Here is an 18,931-nt window from a genome sequence, read left to right as displayed (position 1 = left end):
GGCACAACCTCTAACAAGGATAAACGGTTGCCGCGATGAAACGCCTGATTGGTCTGCCTGTTACTGCTGTCTCCCTCATCCTCGCCGGTTGCGGTGAGGAATCCGACCAGTTGCCCGTGGACGGGCGGGATTTCGATGGCGTTGAATACAGCGAGCCTGCGCCTTACACGGGTAAGGTCATCGACGGCTACCTGAAGAACGCCCGGGTCTGGCTCGACATGGATGGGGACAGTCAGTTCACCCCGGGGCCTCTGGTTATCGAGCTGGATAATGGCAGGGAGGTTACTCTTGCCTCGGGGGAGCCCACCGCCATGAGTGGTGCCGGCGGTCGTTTCGCGATGGATATTTCGGAACTGGTCCTGGATCCTTCAGTGGGGCCGGATCTTGATCCACGGGATTATGCGCTGCATGCCGTAGCCCTTCCGGGTAAAACCCTTGAGGAAACGCGCAACGGGGAAGTTCCGGTGGTCAGTGCCTACCTGATGTCGGCGCCTCCGGGTGTCCGCAATATCACGCCATTAACCACGCTGGCCCGTTACCGGGGCATCGTCGGCCTTGGTGCCTTCCTGCAAACACCTTCCGGCGCGGCAGCGAGCCTGGCGGACCTGAATCTGGTGCGGGACTATATCCTCGCCCAGGACGAGCGCTCACATGCCTATGCCCGGGCACTGGCAAGGTTCATGGCCAGCCAGATTCCCTCTGCCTACAACGACCTGCTGGCGGCCGGAGACAGTGACGGCACGGAGCGATTCCTGAGCAGGGAAGCGGCGTTTCTATTGGGCGTATCGCTGGTGCAGAACGCTGCGGATGTGATCGCGGTGGTTGATGATGTCGCCCAGGGTGATTTTGCCAATGTCGATGTGGACGCCCTGGTGCTCCCCGAAGTGGATGTGGAATTGAGCGACCCGGTGCTGCTGACCAGCCAGAAGGTATACGCCGAGCCCTCCAATCAGGACAGCCTGCCTGCCAACCGCTCCGGCCTGCAGATCTCCGCCGAGCTGGCGTTCGCTTACAGTGAGAGCGGGCGCCTGCTATCCGTCTCCGCGAACGGCTGCCTGTCACCCTCCATGCCGGAGCTGGCACGACTGATCGGTGTTAACGGCTACATGGCGGACCTGGAAACCCAGTGGTTGCCCTCCGCCGCGCTTTCGGAGCAAAGCCGTCTGAATTTCGACGAAGAGGGCACGGATGAGCGGCTGGTTTTCGATTGGGGCAATCGCCGCATTCACTTCGAGACCAGCACCACCTGTCATGAACACAGGGGAATTGCAGCGGATTCAACGGAATTGGGCGGCCCTCCAGAGGTCACCTACAGCTGGACGACGGACAGCGGCGATCTGGTGGAACTGGTTGCTGAGACCAGCGGTGGCGCAAGGCGCACGCTGGTTCCGGAAACCGACAATTCCTCGTCCGTTTTTCCCGGATACCGGATTTCAGAGCAGGGCGTTGAGGTGGAGGCCGTAACCTTTTCGGCGGGTATAGACAGCTGCGCTCCACAGCAAGAGGCTGTCGACGCGAGTCAGGTTGTGACAGGCGTTCAGGCGTACCAGTTTTCCGGCTATGATCCCCAGCCTGCGGGTTTCACCGATCCGGTGCTTGAATTTGATCGACGGGAGTTTTCCGGGCCCGAACAACCGAATCTCCGCCTGTTGCGCTATGGATTCCTGGATCCGGATCTTCTACAGCTGCCCCGCGTGACTGGCGATGGCAGTTTCGAGTGGGCGATAAACTATCCGGCAGCAGACGGGCCAGGCTTTGTTGCAGAACAACCGAACCTTATCCGCGATGCCTATCTGAAAAATTACAATTCGTCCGGAGAATGCGGCCGCGAGTTTGAGGGTGTGCCCAATTCTGCTTATGCGAAGGTAGAGTTTGGTTACCAGAGGTTGTCTGAGTACCTGGTGGGACTGCTGGATTAGTCGCGATCAGTGGCAATCTGGCTTCTGGCAAGAAGGCTTCGTAGATCGGATGCTATTTGAGGAAATTGACGACTTCGCCGGTTGGCTGTCTTGCCATTTCCTGGGGGAGGAAATGGTGCCGAGGAGAGGACTTGAACCTCCACGGGGTTGCCCCCACTAGCACCTGAAGCTAGCGTGTCTACCAATTTCACCACCTCGGCAGGTGATTTGCAGAACCTTAGCTTGTTGAAAACTAAACGTTTCTGCCAACGTTGAGGCGTGTCCCTCAACCGATGGCGCGTACTTTAATAATTCCCGCCGAGGCTGTCAAACATTTTTTCGCAAAAAGAATGGCAGGTATTTGTGCCTATTCCTTGCAGGTTGATAGGCAGGAGCTCCATCCCAACGTTATACTCCATTGCAAACGAATCTGAACTGTGCCGCGTTGGTACAGCCTCTTAACAAGGATCCGAATGGTTTCCAGGAAGAAAAACGACCGGGATCCTCACGCCAGCCGTGAGGCCCAGAAATACGAAAATCCTATTCAAAGCCGGGAATTTATCCTCGCGCATCTCAAAGAGCGTGGCGCTCCCGCAACCCACGAAACACTGTGTTCAGAACTTGGTCAGTCGTCAGAGGAGGGCATTGAAGCCCTTCGTCGGCGATTGATTGCCATGTGTCGGGACGGGCAGTTGATTTGTAACCGGCGTGGCGCCTACCTTCCCATTGAGGAAGCCGACCTGGTAACGGGGCGGGTGATTGGACACAAAGATGGCTTCGGCTTTCTGGTGCCGGATGACGGGGGCTCCGATCTGTTTCTCACTGCCCGACAGATGCGTCAGGTGTTTCATGGGGATCGGGTGGCCGCTCGGGTTGATCGGGTTGATGATCGAGGCCGGCGCGAAGGTGTGATTGTTGAAGTTCTGGAATACCGGACCAGCCAGACGGTGGGACGCTTTTTCGAGGAAAGTGGTATCAACTTCGTTGTTCCTGAAAACGCGCGGATCAATCACGAAGTACTGATTCCCCAGGAGAATTGCGGCAATGCCCGCCACGGCCAGTATGTTGTGGTGGACATAGTTCGCCAGCCCACCGTGCGCACTCAGCCACTGGGCAAGGTTGTTGAAGTGCTTGGCGAACACATGGCGCCAGGGATGGAAATTGACGTTGCCATCCGTTCCTACGACATTCCCCACAGCTGGCCGCCCGCTGTCGGTGAGCAGACGGCACAGATTCCGGAAGAGGTCACTGAGAAAGACAAGGCCAACCGGAAGGACATCCGAAATCTCAGGCTGGTAACCATCGATGACGAAACGGCCCGGGATTTCGACGATGCTGTCTATTGCGAGCCAAGGCCTCGTGGTGGCTATCGTCTGATCGTTGCGATTGCCGATGTGTCCCACTACGTCCGGCCCGGTTCTCCACTGGATGAAGAGGCGTTAAACCGCAGTACCTCGGTCTATTTTCCGGACCACGTTGTGCCAATGCTGCCAGAAAAGCTGTCCAATGGCCTTTGCTCGTTGAATCCGGGCGTCGATCGCCTCTGCATGGTGGCCGATATGACCATTAGCGCCGCCGGTAACATCAGCAGCTACAACTTTTATCAGGCGGTCATGTTCAGTCATGCGCGGCTTACCTACAACAAGGTAAGTACCATGCTGGAGCATCCGGACACCGAGCAGGGCTATAAGCTGTGCGAGCAATACGCCAGCGTTCTCCCGCAGTTGCACAATCTTTATGGTCTCTACCAGTTGTTGCGCAAGGCGCGTACCGAGCGTGGCGCAATTGATTTCGAAACCACCGAAACCAAGATTGTGTTTGACGCCGACCGGAAGATAGAAGAGATAGTGCCGGTTCAGCGCAACGATGCCCACAAGATCATCGAGGAGTGCATGTTGTGTGCGAACGTTGCTACAGCGCGATTCCTGAAAAAACACAAACTGCCTGCACTGTATCGGGTGCATGATGGCCCCTCAGAAGAGCGGCTCAATGCGGTTCGGCTGTTCCTGGGTGAGCTGGGTCTCCAGCTGGGCGGCGGTGATAACCCCACGTCTGCGGACTACCAGGAGCTGCTGAACAGTATCAAGGACCGCTCGGATGCCAATGTTATCCAGACGGTGATGCTGCGTTCACTCAGTCAGGCCGTCTACAGCCCTGAAGAGGGCGGCCATTTTGGCCTTGGTTATGCGGGTTATGCTCACTTCACGTCGCCGATTCGACGTTATCCGGACCTGATCAATCATCGGGCCATCAAGTCGGTTATCCACGGAGGGAAGCCCTCCAAGGATGTGGTTCCGCCTCCCAAACCGGATCCCGAGCTCGCCGAGTACCCCTATGATATGGCCCGGATGGAGCAGCTGGGTGAGCACACCTCAATGGCAGAACGCCGTGCCGACGATGCTACCCGGGATGTCATGGCGTGGTTGAAGTGTGAGTACCTTAGTGATCATGTCGGTGAGGAATACGATGGCGTCATTGCCTCCGTGGTGCCTTTCGGTTTCTTTGTGGAGCTATCGGGTGTTTACATAGAAGGGTTGGTACACGTGTCGACCCTGAGCGGTGACTTCTTTCACCATGATTCGGTCAAGCATCGTCTAATCGGCGAGCGCACGGCAATGAGTTTCCGGCTGGGGGATGAGGTCCGTGTGAAGGTTGTTCGGGTTGGAATGGAAGATCGCAAGATCGACCTGGAGCTGATCAGCGAGCCAGTCCATCGGCAGGCCGATCGCGACGCGCTTACGGTTCCTGAAAAAGGTGAGCGGGGAAAGGGCAAACGCAGCTCCGGCAAAGGTGGCAAGCCGCCGGGCAAAGCCAAGCCTGCACGAAAGAGTGCATCACCCGGCGAGCCTGGCCTGAAGCGCCCGAGGAAACGCCCGGCTTCGACGTCATCGAAGAAAAAGGGGCCTGAGGCCTTCGATGATAATGAAACGCCTTCTGCCAGGGATGAGCTGGTTGCGAAGGCTGCGAAGCTCGCCCTGAAAAAAGGCAAGAAGGGCAGTGGCGCTGGTAAAGGCGACAAAAAAGCCAAGCCGCGCAAATCAGGCAAGTAACAGGAAGCAGAATCAGTGTCCGGAGAATTTGTGTTTGGCTGGCACGCGGTTGAGGCTGTCCTCAAACGCGAGCCTGAGCGTCTGCGGCAGGTCTGGATCCAGACCGGCAGGCAGGATAAAAGGGTCAAGAGTATTACCGATACCCTTGATAGCCTGGGTGTGCGATGGAAGGTTGTGCATCGCAGAGAGCTGGACGAGCGGGTGTCCGGTGTTCACCAGGGAATTGTTGCGGCCGTAAGTGAAAGCCGGGAATGGACCGAAGACGATCTGCTGGCGCAGTTGGCCGGCAGTGACAAGCCGCCTTTCCTGCTGGTGCTTGACGGTGTGACCGATCCCCATAATCTCGGCGCCTGCATGCGCACTGCTGATGCTGTGGGTGTTCAGGCGGTCATTGTACCCAAGGACAAGTCCGCTTCGCTGACTCCGGTTGCCCGCAAGGTTGCCTGTGGTGCTGCCGAGACGGTGCCCTTTGTCCGAGTCACCAATCTCGCCCGTTTTCTGCGCAGTTTGCAGGATAAGGGTGTTTGGCTGATCGGTACTGCCGGTGAGGCAAACGCAACGCTATACCAGGCCGATTTCAAGGGCCCGGTGGCGCTGGTGATGGGAGCCGAAGGCAAAGGGATGCGCCGACTGACCCGAGAGCACTGTGACCAGCTGATCAATATCCCTATGCTCGGCCATGTCGACAGCCTTAACGTGTCCGTGGCTACGGGTGTTTGCCTATACGAAGCCCTGCGCCAACGGCTTGGTTAACCCTTGCACACAAGGGCTTCCCCGCCTAGAATACGTGACCCCTTTTTTAAGGGGTGGTTTTGTATTGTCTGAATGCAGGCGGTACGGGGCCAAGCTTTTGATCAAGCCTTTCTTGTAAAGCCTTATTGATAAAGCAAAAAGAAACCGGCAGCGGAACGCTGTCAACTCCTTGCTTTCATGTTTGTCGGTCGCGGGTTCAGATCCGTGCCGGGAAAAAGGAAGCTGTTTAAACCGTAGGGAGAACTCATGCGTCACTACGAAATCGTTTTTATGGTACATCCGGATCAGAGCGAGCAGGTGCCCGCGATGATCGAGCGTTATACCGGCGTCATCACTGAAGATGGCGGCAAGGTACATCGCCTGGAAGATTGGGGCCGTCGTCACCTGGCATACCCGATCAATAAGATTCACAAGGCTCACTACGTACTGATGAACGTTGAATGTTCACAGGCCGCAATGGACGAGCTGACTCACAACTTCCGTTTCAACGATGCAATCATCCGCGACATGATCCTGCGCCGCGATGGTGCGGATACAGAACTGTCCCCGATGAAAGCTTCCGAGTCCCGTGAAGACCGTCGTGGCGGCGATGATCGCCCGCGTCGTTCAGCCGAATCTGACGAGCCACGTCAGCGTGCTGAAACCCAGGACGAAGAAGAGTAATTAACCGGAGTTGAGGAGTTAAGTTATGGCTCGTTTTTTCAGACGTCGTAAGTTCTGCCGCTTCACGGCAGAGGGTGTAAAGGAGATCGATTACAAAGATCTGGACACCCTGAAAGGCTACATCACTGAAACCGGCAAAATCGTGCCCAGCCGCATCACCGGCACCAAAGCACGTTATCAGCGTCAGCTGGCTACCGCTATCAAGCGTGCCCGCTACCTGGCACTGCTGCCGTACTCGGACAGCCACGATAACTAAGTAACAGAAACACAGGACTTGGGACCATGCGTGCACTTGCACAGTATGTAATGCGCGGTCCCCTCCAGGCCGGTGGGGTAGCAGCAGTAACAACTGCCGTACCCTTGTTGTTCTGGATTGGCGCAGCCGTTGTTGGCCTGGTCATTCTCAGGCTTGGCATCAGTCAGGGGCTCAATATCGGGCTCTGGGCATTACTTCCGGCGCTTGGCTGGAGCATTTTCGGGCAGGACCCGACCGCTCTGGCCGTGTTGCTCCAGGTGATGCTTATGGCGTCATTGATCAGGACAACGCTGTCCTGGGAAAAAGCTCTGCTTGCGGGAAGTTTTCTCGCAATCGTCACGGGCCTGATGTTGCCTGTGGTGTACCCGGGGCTGCTGGATGATCTGGTCCAGGCCGGGGTGAGTTTTTACCAACAGTACAATGCCGAAATTGCGAAGAGTCTCGGCGATGACCTCGATAAGGTTATCCGGGACACGATGAACGCGAGCATGGCAGGCACCTACCTGGCAACGGGTGTGGGCATGACCATGCTGGCGCGGGCCTGGCAGGCGGGGCTTTACAACCCCGGTGGATTCCGCAAGGAATTCCATGGCCTGAGGCTATCTCCGCCCATTGCGGTGTTGTGCGCGGTGACCATGGTAGTCGGTCCGTTCCTCGGGCTGAATTCCATGCTGCTGGCCTGGGCCGCGGGAACGCCGCTGTTCCTGGCCAGCCTGGCGCTGGTGCACGGCGTTGTTGGTTTGAAACAGCTCAGTGGGAACTGGTTGGCGATGTTCTACGTAGCGCTGATCCTTCTGGGCCCAAGTCTGATGATTCTGTTAGTGGTTCTGGCTTTTGTGGATAGCTGGCTGGATATCCGGAGGCGCATAAGTCCTGCCGGGCCGGCTGAATAAAGCACGAAGAGGTTAACGAGATGGAAGTTATTCTGCTCGAGAAAGTTGCAAACCTTGGCTCCCTGGGTGACAAGGTAAAGGTCAAGGCCGGTTACGGTCGTAATTTCCTGCTTCCTTATGGCAAGGCTGTACCTGCCACCGAAGCAAATCTGAAGGCGTTCGAAGAGCGTCGTGCCGAGCTTGAGAAAGCGGCTGCTGAGAAGCTGTCTGCTGCCCAGGCCCGCGCCGAGGCCCTCGAGGGTGCTGCTTTCACCATCAGCTCCAAGGCCGGTGAAGAAGGCAAACTGTTCGGCTCTATCGGTGTGCGCGACATTGCTGACGCGATCACTGCCGGTGGTACCGAAGTCGAGAAGAGCGAAGTTCGTCTGCCGGAAGGCCCGATCCGGGTGACTGGCGAGTACGAGATCGAGCTTCAGCTGCACTCCGACGTTGAAGTTACGGTCAAGCTGGCGGTCGTTGCCGAGTAAGCCGTTTTCCCTGAAAACGGTGTCGGGGTTTCCCCGGCTCTGGTAATACGCTGGTGGCCCTCGCTTCCTCTTTATGAGGTCCAGCGCTGGCCAACCTGACAGGCCCGAACCGCATCTCGCGGCTTTCGGGCCTGTTGCTTTCTGGTATGCTGTTAAGTCCCTGTAACCCTCTCCCATTGCTGCGGCAGGTCGCTTAAACTGTCGTGGTTGTGATGTCCAACTGAAGATGTGTTCATGGCCAAGCCCAATCTGAAGCCCGCGAGTACCGATCTCGAAACCAGTCGTATCAAGGTGCCTCCCCACTCTGTGGAAGCAGAGCAGGCGGTATTGGGCGGCCTGATGCTGGATAACCGCCGGTTCGACGAGATCTCGGAAGTGATTTCGGCCGCCGATTTCTATCGGCAGGACCACCGCCTGATTTTTGGCGCCGTGGAGCGTCTTGCCAGTGAGAGCGAGCCACTGGATGTTGTTACCCTGGCGGAATTCCTGGAGCGCGCCGGCGATATTGAGGATGCCGGTGGCTTGTCTTATCTGGCGGAATTGGCTGAGAAAACTCCGGGCGCAGCAAACATCCGTGCCTACGCGGATATTGTCCGTGAGCGGTCCATTCTGCGACAGCTGGTAGAGGTGTCCGGCAAGATTTCCGATTCGGCCTTCAACCCGCTCGGCAGGAACAGTAATGAAATTCTCGACGAGGCCGAGCGGAGCGTATTCCAGATTGCTGAAGCGAGGGTCAAGGAAGGTTCCGGTCCACAGGCCATAAACCCGATTCTGGCCAAGACCCTGAGCCGGATCGAGGAATTGTTTGAGTCTGGCGAGCAGACCACCGGTCTGACGACGGGCTTCAAGGATCTGGACGAACAGACCTCGGGCATGCAGCCCTCGGATCTGATCATTGTGGCGGGTCGTCCCTCCATGGGTAAGACGACCTTTGCCATGAATATCGTGGAGAATGCCCTGATCAGCACCGGCACGCCGGTGCTGGTGTTCAGTATGGAAATGCCGGCGGATGCCCTTGCCATGCGGATGCTCTCGTCGCTCGGTCGCATTGATCAGACCAAGGTCCGTGGCGGTAAGTTGGAAGAGGACGACTGGCCCCGGCTGACGTCGGCGGTGAGTCTGCTCAAGGACAAACCTCTTTATATCGACGATACGCCGGGTCTGAGTCCCACGGAAATGCGCTCCCGGGCCCGACGCATTGCCCGGGAGAATGACGGCAAGATAGGCCTGATCATGGTCGACTACCTGCAGTTGATGCGGGTGCCCGGCAACACCGAAGGCCGGACGGCCGAGATTTCGGAAATCTCGCGGTCCCTGAAGGGCATTGCCAAAGAGCTTAGCTGCCCGGTGGTGGCGCTGTCCCAGCTTAACCGGAGTCTTGAGCAGCGGCCCAACAAGCGCCCGGTTAACTCGGATCTTCGGGAATCGGGCGCCATCGAGCAGGACGCCGACGTCATCATGTTTGTGTACCGGGATGAGGTCTATAACGAAGACACGCCGGACAAGGGCATTGCCGAGATCATCATTGGCAAGCAGCGGAACGGCCCCATCGGCACTATCCGCCTGGCCTTTATCGGCAAGTACACAAAATTCGAGGACCTGGCCCACGGCGATTACAGCGACTATGGCGGGGAGTATTGATGCCCCGCAGCACTGTTGCCCGGATTGATCTCGACGCCCTTCGCAAGAACTATCAGACAGCCCTGAATCGGGCCGGCGGGGCGCAGGTGATGGCCGTGGTCAAGGCCGACGGCTATGGCCACGGCATAGGGCCGGTGGCCTCGGCCCTGGACAGCCTGGCCCCGAAGTTTGCGGTGGCGTGTATCGAAGAGGCGGCGGCCATACGGGAAGCGGGCCTGGCACAGCCGGTAGTCCTGCTGCAGGGTGTCCACGCCGAAGCGGATATTGATGAGTGCGCCCGGAACAGGTTTGAGCCGGTTTTCCACAGTTTCCAGCAACTGTCGTGGCTGGAGCGCCTTGAAGCACGACCGGCGTTCTGGCTGAAAGTGAACAGCGGCATGAACCGTCTGGGCTTTCATCCGGACGAGCTGGCCAAGGTAATGGGCCGGCTGCAGGCCATGAGTGCGGAGAAGGGGCTGTTGGGCTTTGTGACCCACTTCGCCTGTGCCGACGATCCGGATAGTGCCATGACGGCGCAGCAGACATCGGTATTTGAGAAGGCTACCTCTGCGTTTCCCGGACTGATGAAGAGCGTTGCCAATTCGGCCGCCCATTTTCACCCTGACCAGCCGATGTTTGACTGGAGCCGACCGGGCATCATGCTGTATGGCGGTTCGCCAATGGTTGGCAAAACCGGCCCGGAGCTTGGTCTGGAACCGGTGATGTCGCTGGAGGCACCGTTGATCAGCACCCGAATGGTGCCAGCGGGAGAGTCTGTTGGGTACGGAGCCGGCTGGGTCGCCGATCGGGACACCCGGATGGGTATGGTGGCCATTGGTTATGGCGATGGTTATCCCCGGCATGCGGGCACCAACACACCGGCGGCGATCAATGGACAGCGGATCCGGCTCATCGGTCGGGTATCCATGGATATGCTGGCGGTTGATCTCACCAATGCTCCGGATTCGAAGGAGGGCGACACTGTCGAACTCTGGGGGCGCACAGTTGGTGTTGATGAGGTGGCGACCTGTGCTGGCACCATCTCCTACGAGTTGATGACCGGCATCACCGGGCGTGTGCCGCGGCAATACCGGTAGTATCGCGGGGCGCTCTGTCAGCCCTGTTCCGGTTCGTGGATGATTTCCTCGATGAAGTCGAGGATGGCAGCGAGGCTGCGGTCGTCCAGCTTTTTGAGCACCTTGTGTACGACCATCTTGCTGCCCTTGAGCATGCTGCTGATGCCCATTTTGGCCATGCTCATCATCATGTTGCTGGCATGGAGGCGGCGAAGCGGCTCCAGGAAAAAGAAGTCCAGACCTTCTTCGGTCATGTCCACAATCAGGTTGAAGAGCTTGTCGATGGCCTCTTTGTCGGCCTTGCCCCGCTCGCGCAGTTCGCCGACGGTGTAAAGGGCCCGGGTTCGCAACTCGTCGGGGATCGGCGCCACAATGTGGCTCTGTTGTTTCAGCATGACAGTTCCTGTTGTTGTATGCTCTTGAAAGAAATAGCAAAGCATTAAGTTCAGACTGCATCAGTGTAGGCGCCGGAATCCAGAAGCCATTGGCCAGACCGGTTCCGAAATACCGTCACATAAGTGATACCAGGAGGCATTGAATCCTCGTGCATGTACTTGTTGTTCACGATTACGGCCCTTTGGGGAAGGTTCTGCTGGAGCGTTTGCGGGCTACGCACCTGCACGTCAGCCCATTGCTTGTCAGTGACCCCTCCAATGCCGACCTTGATGCACTGGAGAACTGGATTCCCGAGGATACCGATCTGATTGTTAACGCACTCTGGATGGCCGATCCCGAGGTCGCCGAGAAAGACCCAGAGGGCGTCCACATGGCTGCGTTTTCGCTACCCCTGGCCATGGCGGAGTTTGCCCGTGATCGCGGCATGGCGTTGCTCCAGCTTTCCTCCTGTTACGTATTCGATGGCCGTAAGCAGAGTGGGTATATCACCTCTAACCCCGGGCAGCCGGTGAACGAATTGGGGAACTGGCAATGGGAATGCGAGCAGGCTCTGCGCACCCTGCTGCCGAGACACATTATCCTGCGAACCGGCTGGAGCCTGGCGCGATTTATACGAAAGGTTCAGGCCAGCACTGCTGCCGGTGAGGTGCTGTCATTGCCTGGGCGGTGCCGCGGTCAGCCTGTGGCGGTTCGGGATCTGGCCCGGGTGATCGAGGCGGTGGTTCTTCAGCTTGATTGCGGGGCCGAGGTGTGGGGCACCTATCAGTACGCCGGCGCCGAGGAAATCAATCTCTACGAGCTCGGCCTGGCAATCGCCGGCCTTCCAGGGATCCCGGAAGGTATTCGGGTCGTGGATGAGGTGCCTGAGTGGGGGCATCTTGAACCGGTGAATACCACGCTGATCTGCACCAAGATCCGAAACACCTTCGGGATCAAACAGATGCCATGGCGCTCGGGCCTGGTGGATGAACTGGCCATGTTGAAAAAGAATAATGGAAGGGAAGTGGAGAGTGAGCCCGCCGGTTCATGAAACCGACGGACACGAAGCAGCTTCTCAGTTATTGCACTGGCGAGAAAATTCCCGGCTGACCATCTGCAGGCCTTCGATATCCAAGAGTTCGACTTCCCGGCCCCTGGCCTTGATGAGCCCCTGATTCTGGAAACGCGTGAAGACCCGGCTCACGGTTTCGACAGCCAGCCCCAGGAAGTTGGCGATGTCGTTACGTGCCATGGGCAGGCTAAAGTTGGTCGGAGACATGCGCCGGCGCTGGAAGCGGCTGGACAGCGATAACAGCAGTGCGGCAATGCGCTCTTCGGCGGTATTCTTGCTTAGCAGCATGGCCAACTGGTGACTGTTCTGGATCTCCTGGCTCATCAGGTGATACATGTGATGCTGCAGTTCCGGCAGCTTGCCAGTGAGCTCCTCCAGTTTGTCGATCGGAAACTCGCAGATGCTGGTCCGCTCCAGAGCCTTGGCGGTGCACGCATAGTTCTCGCTGCCAATGCTGTCCAGACCCACCAGTTCACCGGGCATGAAAAAGCCGGTTACCTGTTCTTCGCCACTCTCGGTAATAATCGACGTCTTGATGGAACCACTTTTCACCGCAAAGCACGCGCGGTAGGGCGTGCTCTGGTCAAAGATATGTTCGCCGCGGTTGAAGATTCGCCCCTGCTGGACTATGTCTTCCAGCCGGTCAAGGTCGTTCTCTTCAACTGCCAGGGGAAGGCAAAGATTGCTCAGGCTGCACTGGTGGCATGAGGCCTTGAGGGGAGAAGCCTGACGAAACGGAATTGCTTGAGCCATACGTGATGATCCGTCCGATTTGATCCATATCAACTATGTACCTTAATACGGATAGCGGTCTTTGCCAATAATCAAGCTTAATGATCTGAGAATATAATTGTTAAAAATAAGGGCCCGAAGGCCCTTATTCGGCTCATGCTTAGAGTTTTTCAAATACCAGAGACGCGTTCGTCCCACCAAAGCCGAAACTGTTGGACATCACGGTGTTCAGTGCGCCTTCCCGACTTTTTGGACCAACTAAAGGCATGTCGCTGATTTTCTCGTCCGGATCATTGAGGTTTCTGGTACCTGCAATGAAGCCATTCTGCAGCATCAGGAGCGAGTAGATCGCCTCCTGCACGCCTGCCGCACCAAGGGAGTGGCCGGTCAGTGATTTGGTAGATGAAATGGCGGGGATGTCGGAACCAAAGGTTGAACGCACCGCGCCCATCTCGGCAACATCGCCAACCGGGGTACTGGTGCCGTGCGCGTTGATGTAGTCGATCTTGCCACGGATGGTGGCCATCGCCTGTTTCATGCAGCGCTGGGCGCCTTCGCCCGAGGGAGCGACCATGTCGTAGCCGTCTGAGGTGGCGCCATAGCCGGTGAGTTCGGCAATGATGTTGGCACCGCGTTTCTTCGCATGCTCCAGCTCCTCCAGTACCATCATGCCGCCACCGCCGGCGATCACGAAACCGTCCCGGCCGGCGTCGAAGGGGCGCGAGGCTGTCTCGGGGGCGTCGTTGTACTTGGTGGAAAGCGCGCCCATGGCGTCGAACATCATGGTCAGGCTCCAGTCCTCTTCTTCTCCGCCGCCGGCGAACACGATGTCCTGCTTGCCCGCCTGGATCTGCTCCATGGCATGGCCGATGCAATGGGCACTCGTGGCGCAGGCCGAAGACATGGAGTAGTTCACGCCGCGGATTTTGTATGCTGTGGCCAGACAGGCGGAAACCGTGCTGGTCATGATGCGGGGCACCATATACGGCCCGATGCGCTTCACGCCTCTCTCACGCATGATGTCGGTGGCTTCAACCTGGCTGGAACAGGACGCGCCGCCGGAGCCCGCGATCAGACCGGTGCGGTCATTGGAGATCAGCTCTTCGGTCAGCCCTGCCTGGGCAATTGCCTGCTCCATGGACAGGAAACTGTACATGGCCGACGGGCCCATGAACCGGCGGATCTTGCGGTCGATAACGGATGTGTCGACATCCACCGAGCCTGCAATCTGGCTGCGAAAGCCCATTTCCTTATAGGTTTCGTTGAAACGGATGCCGGACTTTCCGTTTTTAAGGCTGTCCCTGACTTCATCCAGTGAATTGCCAATGCAGGACACAATGCCCATACCGGTGACGACGACGCGTCTCATAAGTTCCTCCTTACCGACCGGCCGATGTGGCCGACCTTGCGATCAATAACGTTATTTAACAGTCTAGGCGCTTTGGCCCGGATACGATATTTGACCTTGGTAAGGGGAGAAGGCCGGATAAAGCTCCACAGAGTGTTCAGCGCTTGCGGCTTCGACCCTTTCTGGCGCCCTTCTTTGCGCCGCTGGCCTCCTCGCGAGCGGCTTTCTCAGCCGCGGCTGCCTCGGCTTCCTGGGCTTCGCGTTCGACCATCTCAGGGGTTTCCAGCGAGATGCGTCCCAGAGTTCCGGCCCGGAATTCGTTGAGCAACACCTCCGATACTTTATGCAGATCCGGGATGCCTCCGCGGCCGAAGAATCTCCGCTTCTCGGCAATTCCGTCCATCAGCGCCAGGGCATCTTTCGGTAGTTCCTCGAAGCCGTAGCGGGCTTTGACCAGCTCTGGATAGGCTTCCAGAAGGTACTCGGCCTCGAACATGGCCACATCCTCAAAATCCAGAACCGCGCTGCGAATCGCCCCGGTTACCGCCAGACGATAACCACAGGCTTCGGGAGACAGTTTCGGCCAGAGGAAGCCGGGCGTGTCGTAGAGCAGAATGTTGTTGGGCAGTTTGATGGCCTGTTGCGCCCTGGTTACTGCTGGCTCGTTCCCGGTCTTGGCCGCAGGACGCCCTGCCAGGGTATTGATCAGGGTGGATTTACCGACATTTGGAATGCCCAGAATCATCACCCGCAGTGCACTCTTCTGGCGATCATGATCGGGCGTCATCTCCTCCGCCAGTTTGAGGATAGCCAGCGCCTCATTGCGTTGGTTATGGGTAAGCGTAATGGCGCGGACGCCGCGCTCTTTTTCGAGCCAGACTAACCACTGCTCAGTGATTTCTGGATCTGCCAGGTCGCGTTTGTTCAATACCTTGATCAGCGGGGTATCACCGCGCAGGGCAGGTACCAGCGGGTTTTCGCTACTGAAAGGAATGCGCGCATCAACCACTTCGATGATGAGGTCCATCTGTGGCATGACTTTCTTGATCTCCTTGCGGGCCTTGTGCATGTGCCCTGGAAACCAGTTGATGGCCATCGTATCTGCTCCGGATTGGTTTGAACGGCGCCATTATGAAGGGGAATGACCAAACTTTCACATTTGTTTGAATCCCCGTGTGTGGCGGCTTTTGGCGTGGAAGACTGAGAAGTATGTACAAAAAGAGGGCTGATCGGGGTGAAAAACCGTATCCGTATGTTTTAGGGTGTAGTCCCTGAACGATGAAACCAATGTATGTCGGTGGTATTTCAATCGTGGCCACCTTGTTTATGGAGAGAGTTATGAAGCTTGCAAAATTGTTTGGTACTGCCCTGGTTGCCCTGAGCCTTTCGGTCCCGGCCGTGGCCCAGCAGTCCGGCGGCCAGCCTGATCAGGTTGACCAGCTGGCCCAGATGGTAGGGCTGACCGAAGAGCAGCAGACCGAAATCCGCGCCATCATCGACGAGATGCAGGGCGAAATCGGCGAGCTCCGCCAGGAAGCCCGCGCGCTGCAGCAGCAGATGCAGGGTGAGATCAAATCAGACTTTGATGAAGCTGCGATTCGCGAGCAGGCCAAAGAGCTTGGGGAAGTGACCGGCGAGATTGCAGCTCTGTCCACTCTGATGCAGGCGAAGGTAGACAGCGTGTTTACCCAGGAGCAGCGTGACGAGCTGGATAAGCGTATGCAGCAGATGCAGCAGCAAATGCAGCAGCGTCGTCAGATGCAACAGCAGATGCAGCAGGGGCAAGGTCAGGGCATGCAATGATCCTGCTTTCCCTCTGACTTTGTTGGAGAAGGGCCGCATCCTTGGGTGTGGCCCTTTTTTTGTGCCCCTGGCCTGCGAGTCCTGGTGGGGCTCGGCGGGTGTGGGCCTTTGCCAGAACCGCTACGAGCACATCCATGTGCGCTTGACGTCGGCCATCCTTGGCCGCCGACATTCTGGCAAAGGCCCACACCCGCCAAGCGTCAGAAATCGGAGCTATAGGAAGTCACCTTGGACTCGAATCTAAGCGTCCCTTTTCGGTTTGCGATTACTGAACTGTTTGAAGAACAGGGGTGTTACCCCCTCCCAAAAATGTCTGTGGCCAAGGATGGCCACAGCCAAGCGCACATGGATGTGCTCGTAGCGTTTTTTGGGAGGGGGTAACACCCCTGTTCCTCCTCTGAAACCAGAAGGCTAGGAGCCCAAGCCCGAAGAAGCCCCACCCAAGCCAAAGGGTTTAACCAGAACAATAAGCCGGGGAAGCAGGGTAAGCGCCCCCACCAGAGCCATGAACATGGCAAACCCGGTGAACAACCCGAAGTAGATGGTCGGGATGAAGTTTGACAGCACCAGTATCGAGAACCCGGAGATGATGGTCAGCGAGGTGAAGAACATGGCCTGGCCGATGCTCCGGTGGCAGCGATGCATGGTGGCGATGTAATCGCCGTCTTTCCGGAACTCGGTTTTGAAGCGGTGGATGTAGTGGATGGTGTCGTCCACGGCGATGCCCACGGTGATCGCGGCCACGGTGATGGTCATCATATCCAGGGGGATGCCCAGCCAGCCCATCAGGCCGAGTACGGAGCCTGCGGCGATCAGGTTGGGTGCGATGCCGATCAGGGCCAGTTTTAGCGAGCGGAACAGGATCAGGAACATCGCCATGATGGCGGCGAAGACCACGCCGATGGTTTTGATCTGGGAATCGAACAGGCTTTGCAGCATGTTGTTGTACATCACGGTCATGCCGGCAAAGAGCACCTGGTCTTTCGAGTAGCCCAGTTCCGTGGTCAGGTGTTCGTGGATGCGGTTCAACAGCTCCTGTCGACGCAGTTCCGGCATGGTCTCCAGGATCCGGATGCTGAATCTCGCCTGGTCGTGCTCCTCGGAGATGTAGGGCGTCAGCAGGGTGTCCTGCAGGTCGTCCGGCACGGCCGCCGGTACAAACGCCAGCTCAAGGGCGTCCAGAGGCTCGCCCTGGTTGATTCTGGCGAGGATCTCCAGGGTGGTGTTGATGGACAGTACCTTGCCGGTTTCGGGTAATCCGTCCAGATACTCGTGAACGGCTTCCAGTTCCTCCATTTTCTGGTAGGTGTACCAGGTATCCCGGTATTCCTCGCCGGCGCCGCAATCCTCCACAAACGGATCACAGTCGCTGGCAAACGGGTCGCCGCCGTTCGCGCCTTCTGGTGGAGGGTCGTCGGTAATCACTACGTCCAGGGGGGTAGTACCGCCCAGGCGGTTGTCGATGGTGATCATGCCCTGATGGATTTCGGTGGAGGATTTGAAGTAGTCGATGAAGCTGTTTTCCACCGTCAGCTTGCTCAGCCCCATAACGCAGAGCACCGCAATCACACCGGAGCCCACCAGTACCGTCTTGCCGAAGTGTTCGGTAAACCGCGCAAAGGCATCGGTGAAGGGAATCTGATCGGAGGTAACCCGGCTGTCCAGTGGTGGCGGCAGCAGGGTCAACAGGGCCGGGAATATGACGAAGGTAATGAGGAAGGCCACCGTCAGCCCCAGGGTCATCATCCAGCCAAAGTCGATGACCGGGCGAATGCCGCTGAAGGTAAGGGACCCGAAGGCGACAATGGTAGTGATGGCCATGTAGAAGCAGGGTTTGATCATCGCCATCACGGTGTTGCGCAGAGTGTCTCTGGGGCTGGCGTCGGGTTCGTCGTGCTGGAATTCCCGATAGCGCACGATCAGGTGAATGGTGAGCGACAGGGTCATGATCAGCAGCAGGGAAATAAAGTTGGAGGAGATAACCGTCACAGGCCACTGGGCCCACCCCAGAAAGCCAATCATCAGCCAGACCGTAAAGCCGCAGCACAGCAGTGGCACCAGCACCCAGCGCCATTGCCGGAAGATAATGGCCAGGGTGAGTAGCAGAAATGCGAGCACGCCCAGCCCGAAGGTCGAGAGGTCGTTTTCGATAAACCGGATCATGTCCGCCACAATCATGGGCACGCCGCCCAGGTGGATCTCTGCGCCATCCCGGTACTTGTCCAGTATGGAGCGAACGGTGCGGATGGTGGCATCGCGTTCCACACCGAGGGTTTCGGTAAAGTCGATGAACTCCTGCTTTACATGCTCCAGTTCTGCCAGCTCGGCTTCGGAGGCTTCGCCAGCGTCGGCCTTGTCTCTCAGGTCGTTGCGTTTTCTCAGCAACTCGAAATACCGATCCGGCGTGGGCAGGTTGACCTGTATCGCCGTGGTTTGGCCATCTTCACTGATCAGCAGGTTGGGGTAGAGCGGGTTGTTCAGCAGCGCCTCGCGGGCCGTCTCTGGGGCCACACCGTGTTCGTCGAGGGTCTTGATTTCGCTGTCCACGGTGTCCAGCGTCAGATCCGGGCTATGCAGGAGCGGCACATTCAGGATGCTGTTGGTGGAGCCTACTGCGTCCAAACTCTGCAGCTCATCTCGCAACGCGCCCAGCCGGGCGAGGCCCTCTTCCGAGAACAGTTCACCCTCGGGGGTATAGGTGACGATCAGGAAATCATCCGAGGTGGTGAAGCGGCGGTTTACCTGACGGTATTGCTCCAGGGAGCGGTCGTTTTCAAGTACCAGGGATTCGGCAGAGGCATCCAGCCGGAACTCGCCGAATTTGATAGCGGCGAGCGCCAGCAAAACAGCAAAGGCCGAGAGGATGATAAACGGGTGTGGAAAAACCAGGCGGTCATACAGGGCGCGAAGACGATTCATGAACAA

General features: G+C 57.7%; 16 protein-coding genes and 1 tRNA gene. 11 read left to right on the top strand and 6 right to left on the bottom strand.

What is annotated here, in order from left to right:
* Positions 1-35 precede the first annotated feature (35 nt).
* Positions 36-1,919 carry a hypothetical protein gene (locus tag GJU83_RS13740; RefSeq protein ID WP_153634571.1) on the top strand — a complete coding sequence of 628 codons (1,884 nt, stop codon included), beginning with the start codon at positions 36-38 and terminating at the stop codon, positions 1,917-1,919.
* A 113-nt stretch (positions 1,920-2,032) separates the two neighbouring features.
* Here GJU83_RS13740 and GJU83_RS13735 read toward each other — a convergent pair.
* Positions 2,033-2,119: transfer RNA gene (locus GJU83_RS13735), tRNA-Leu, on the bottom strand.
* A 252-nt stretch (positions 2,120-2,371) separates the two neighbouring features.
* On the opposite strand from GJU83_RS13735, the gene rnr reads away from it, so the two are divergent.
* The 8 genes from rnr (at position 2,372) to alr (ending at position 10,697) form a co-directional block, all read left to right on the top strand.
* Complete coding sequence (rnr, locus tag GJU83_RS13730; RefSeq protein WP_153634570.1) at positions 2,372-4,948, top strand: ribonuclease R; 2,577 nt, start codon at positions 2,372-2,374, stop codon at positions 4,946-4,948.
* A 15-nt stretch (positions 4,949-4,963) separates the two neighbouring features.
* On the top strand, positions 4,964-5,701 hold the full coding sequence (gene rlmB, locus GJU83_RS13725) for a 23S rRNA (guanosine(2251)-2'-O)-methyltransferase RlmB (RefSeq protein WP_153634569.1): 738 nt from the start codon (positions 4,964-4,966) through the stop codon (positions 5,699-5,701).
* A gap of 246 nt (positions 5,702-5,947) precedes the next feature.
* Positions 5,948-6,364: a 30S ribosomal protein S6 gene (gene rpsF / locus GJU83_RS13720; RefSeq protein WP_069184037.1), complete on the top strand. Its 417-nt coding sequence runs from the start codon at positions 5,948-5,950 to the stop codon at positions 6,362-6,364.
* Positions 6,365-6,389: 25 nt separating this feature from the next.
* Positions 6,390-6,620: a 30S ribosomal protein S18 gene (rpsR, locus tag GJU83_RS13715; protein WP_007154918.1), complete on the top strand. Its 231-nt coding sequence runs from the start codon at positions 6,390-6,392 to the stop codon at positions 6,618-6,620.
* A 26-nt stretch (positions 6,621-6,646) separates the two neighbouring features.
* Positions 6,647-7,513 (top strand): hypothetical protein, encoded by an 867-nt coding sequence (locus tag GJU83_RS13710; protein WP_069184038.1) that lies wholly within the window; start codon positions 6,647-6,649, stop codon positions 7,511-7,513.
* A gap of 20 nt (positions 7,514-7,533) precedes the next feature.
* Complete coding sequence (gene rplI, locus GJU83_RS13705; RefSeq protein WP_064227062.1) at positions 7,534-7,980, top strand: 50S ribosomal protein L9; 447 nt, start codon at positions 7,534-7,536, stop codon at positions 7,978-7,980.
* A gap of 234 nt (positions 7,981-8,214) precedes the next feature.
* Positions 8,215-9,621, top strand: coding sequence for a replicative DNA helicase (dnaB, locus tag GJU83_RS13700; RefSeq protein WP_041644976.1), 1,407 nt, complete (start codon positions 8,215-8,217; stop codon positions 9,619-9,621).
* A complete protein-coding gene (gene alr / locus GJU83_RS13695) occupies positions 9,621-10,697 on the top strand; it encodes an alanine racemase (protein WP_153634568.1) in 1,077 nt (358 codons plus the stop codon). Before dnaB ends, alr begins: the two co-directional genes overlap by 1 nt.
* 17 nt (positions 10,698-10,714) lie before the next feature.
* Here the strand turns inward: alr and GJU83_RS13690 are convergent, their stop codons facing one another.
* Entirely contained in the window at positions 10,715-11,071 is a 357-nt protein-coding gene (locus GJU83_RS13690; protein ID WP_153634567.1) for a hypothetical protein, read from the bottom strand.
* Positions 11,072-11,220: 149 nt separating this feature from the next.
* On the opposite strand from GJU83_RS13690, the gene GJU83_RS13685 reads away from it, so the two are divergent.
* Entirely contained in the window at positions 11,221-12,102 is an 882-nt protein-coding gene (locus GJU83_RS13685) for an SDR family oxidoreductase (RefSeq protein ID WP_069184040.1), read from the top strand.
* 24 nt (positions 12,103-12,126) lie between these two features.
* Here the strand turns inward: GJU83_RS13685 and fnr are convergent, their stop codons facing one another.
* From fnr to ylqF, 3 genes are all read right to left on the bottom strand, one after another.
* Complete coding sequence (gene fnr, locus GJU83_RS13680; RefSeq protein ID WP_153634566.1) at positions 12,127-12,876, bottom strand: fumarate/nitrate reduction transcriptional regulator Fnr; 750 nt, start codon at positions 12,874-12,876, stop codon at positions 12,127-12,129.
* Positions 12,877-13,015: 139 nt separating this feature from the next.
* Complete coding sequence (fabB, locus tag GJU83_RS13675; RefSeq protein ID WP_153634565.1) at positions 13,016-14,224, bottom strand: beta-ketoacyl-ACP synthase I; 1,209 nt, start codon at positions 14,222-14,224, stop codon at positions 13,016-13,018.
* Positions 14,225-14,360: 136 nt separating this feature from the next.
* Positions 14,361-15,299, bottom strand: a complete 939-nt coding sequence (gene ylqF, locus GJU83_RS13670) for a ribosome biogenesis GTPase YlqF (protein WP_153634564.1) — start codon at positions 15,297-15,299, stop codon at positions 14,361-14,363.
* 242 nt (positions 15,300-15,541) lie between these two features.
* Here ylqF and GJU83_RS13665 point away from each other — a divergent pair, with 242 nt between their 5' ends.
* Positions 15,542-16,006 carry a Spy/CpxP family protein refolding chaperone gene (locus GJU83_RS13665; protein ID WP_227514549.1) on the top strand — a complete coding sequence of 155 codons (465 nt, stop codon included), beginning with the start codon at positions 15,542-15,544 and terminating at the stop codon, positions 16,004-16,006.
* Between the two features lie 411 nt (positions 16,007-16,417).
* On the opposite strand, the gene GJU83_RS13660 is transcribed toward GJU83_RS13665, so the two are convergent.
* Positions 16,418-18,925, bottom strand: a complete 2,508-nt coding sequence (locus GJU83_RS13660; protein WP_153634563.1) for an efflux RND transporter permease subunit — start codon at positions 18,923-18,925, stop codon at positions 16,418-16,420.
* Positions 18,926-18,931 lie beyond the last annotated feature (6 nt).

It is taken from the genome of Marinobacter salsuginis, from assembly GCF_009617755.1.
Lineage (GTDB): Bacteria > Pseudomonadota > Gammaproteobacteria > Pseudomonadales > Oleiphilaceae > Marinobacter > Marinobacter salsuginis.
The sequence above is the reverse complement of the archived record's forward strand: the minus strand, read 5'-3'. Positions and strand labels throughout refer to the sequence as shown.

Excerpts from the sequence above, each read along its gene's own strand:
- GJU83_RS13740 (WP_153634571.1), top strand. The coding sequence starts at position 36 with ATGAAACGCCTGATTGGTCTGCCTGTTACTGCTGTCTCCCTCATCCTC.
- rnr (WP_153634570.1), top strand. The coding sequence starts at position 2,372 with ATGGTTTCCAGGAAGAAAAACGACCGGGATCCTCACGCCAGCCGTGAG.
- rpsF (WP_069184037.1), top strand. The coding sequence starts at position 5,948 with ATGCGTCACTACGAAATCGTTTTTATGGTACATCCGGATCAGAGCGAG.
- rpsR (WP_007154918.1), top strand. The coding sequence starts at position 6,390 with ATGGCTCGTTTTTTCAGACGTCGTAAGTTCTGCCGCTTCACGGCAGAG.
- GJU83_RS13710 (WP_069184038.1), top strand. The coding sequence starts at position 6,647 with ATGCGTGCACTTGCACAGTATGTAATGCGCGGTCCCCTCCAGGCCGGT.
- rplI (WP_064227062.1), top strand. The coding sequence starts at position 7,534 with ATGGAAGTTATTCTGCTCGAGAAAGTTGCAAACCTTGGCTCCCTGGGT.
- dnaB (WP_041644976.1), top strand. The coding sequence starts at position 8,215 with ATGGCCAAGCCCAATCTGAAGCCCGCGAGTACCGATCTCGAAACCAGT.
- alr (WP_153634568.1), top strand. The coding sequence starts at position 9,621 with ATGCCCCGCAGCACTGTTGCCCGGATTGATCTCGACGCCCTTCGCAAG.
- GJU83_RS13690 (WP_153634567.1), bottom strand. The coding sequence starts at position 11,071 with ATGCTGAAACAACAGAGCCACATTGTGGCGCCGATCCCCGACGAGTTG.
- fnr (WP_153634566.1), bottom strand. The coding sequence starts at position 12,876 with ATGGCTCAAGCAATTCCGTTTCGTCAGGCTTCTCCCCTCAAGGCCTCA.
- fabB (WP_153634565.1), bottom strand. The coding sequence starts at position 14,224 with ATGAGACGCGTCGTCGTCACCGGTATGGGCATTGTGTCCTGCATTGGC.
- ylqF (WP_153634564.1), bottom strand. The coding sequence starts at position 15,299 with ATGGCCATCAACTGGTTTCCAGGGCACATGCACAAGGCCCGCAAGGAG.
- GJU83_RS13665 (WP_227514549.1), top strand. The coding sequence starts at position 15,542 with ATGAAGCTTGCAAAATTGTTTGGTACTGCCCTGGTTGCCCTGAGCCTT.
- GJU83_RS13660 (WP_153634563.1), bottom strand. The coding sequence starts at position 18,925 with ATGAATCGTCTTCGCGCCCTGTATGACCGCCTGGTTTTTCCACACCCG.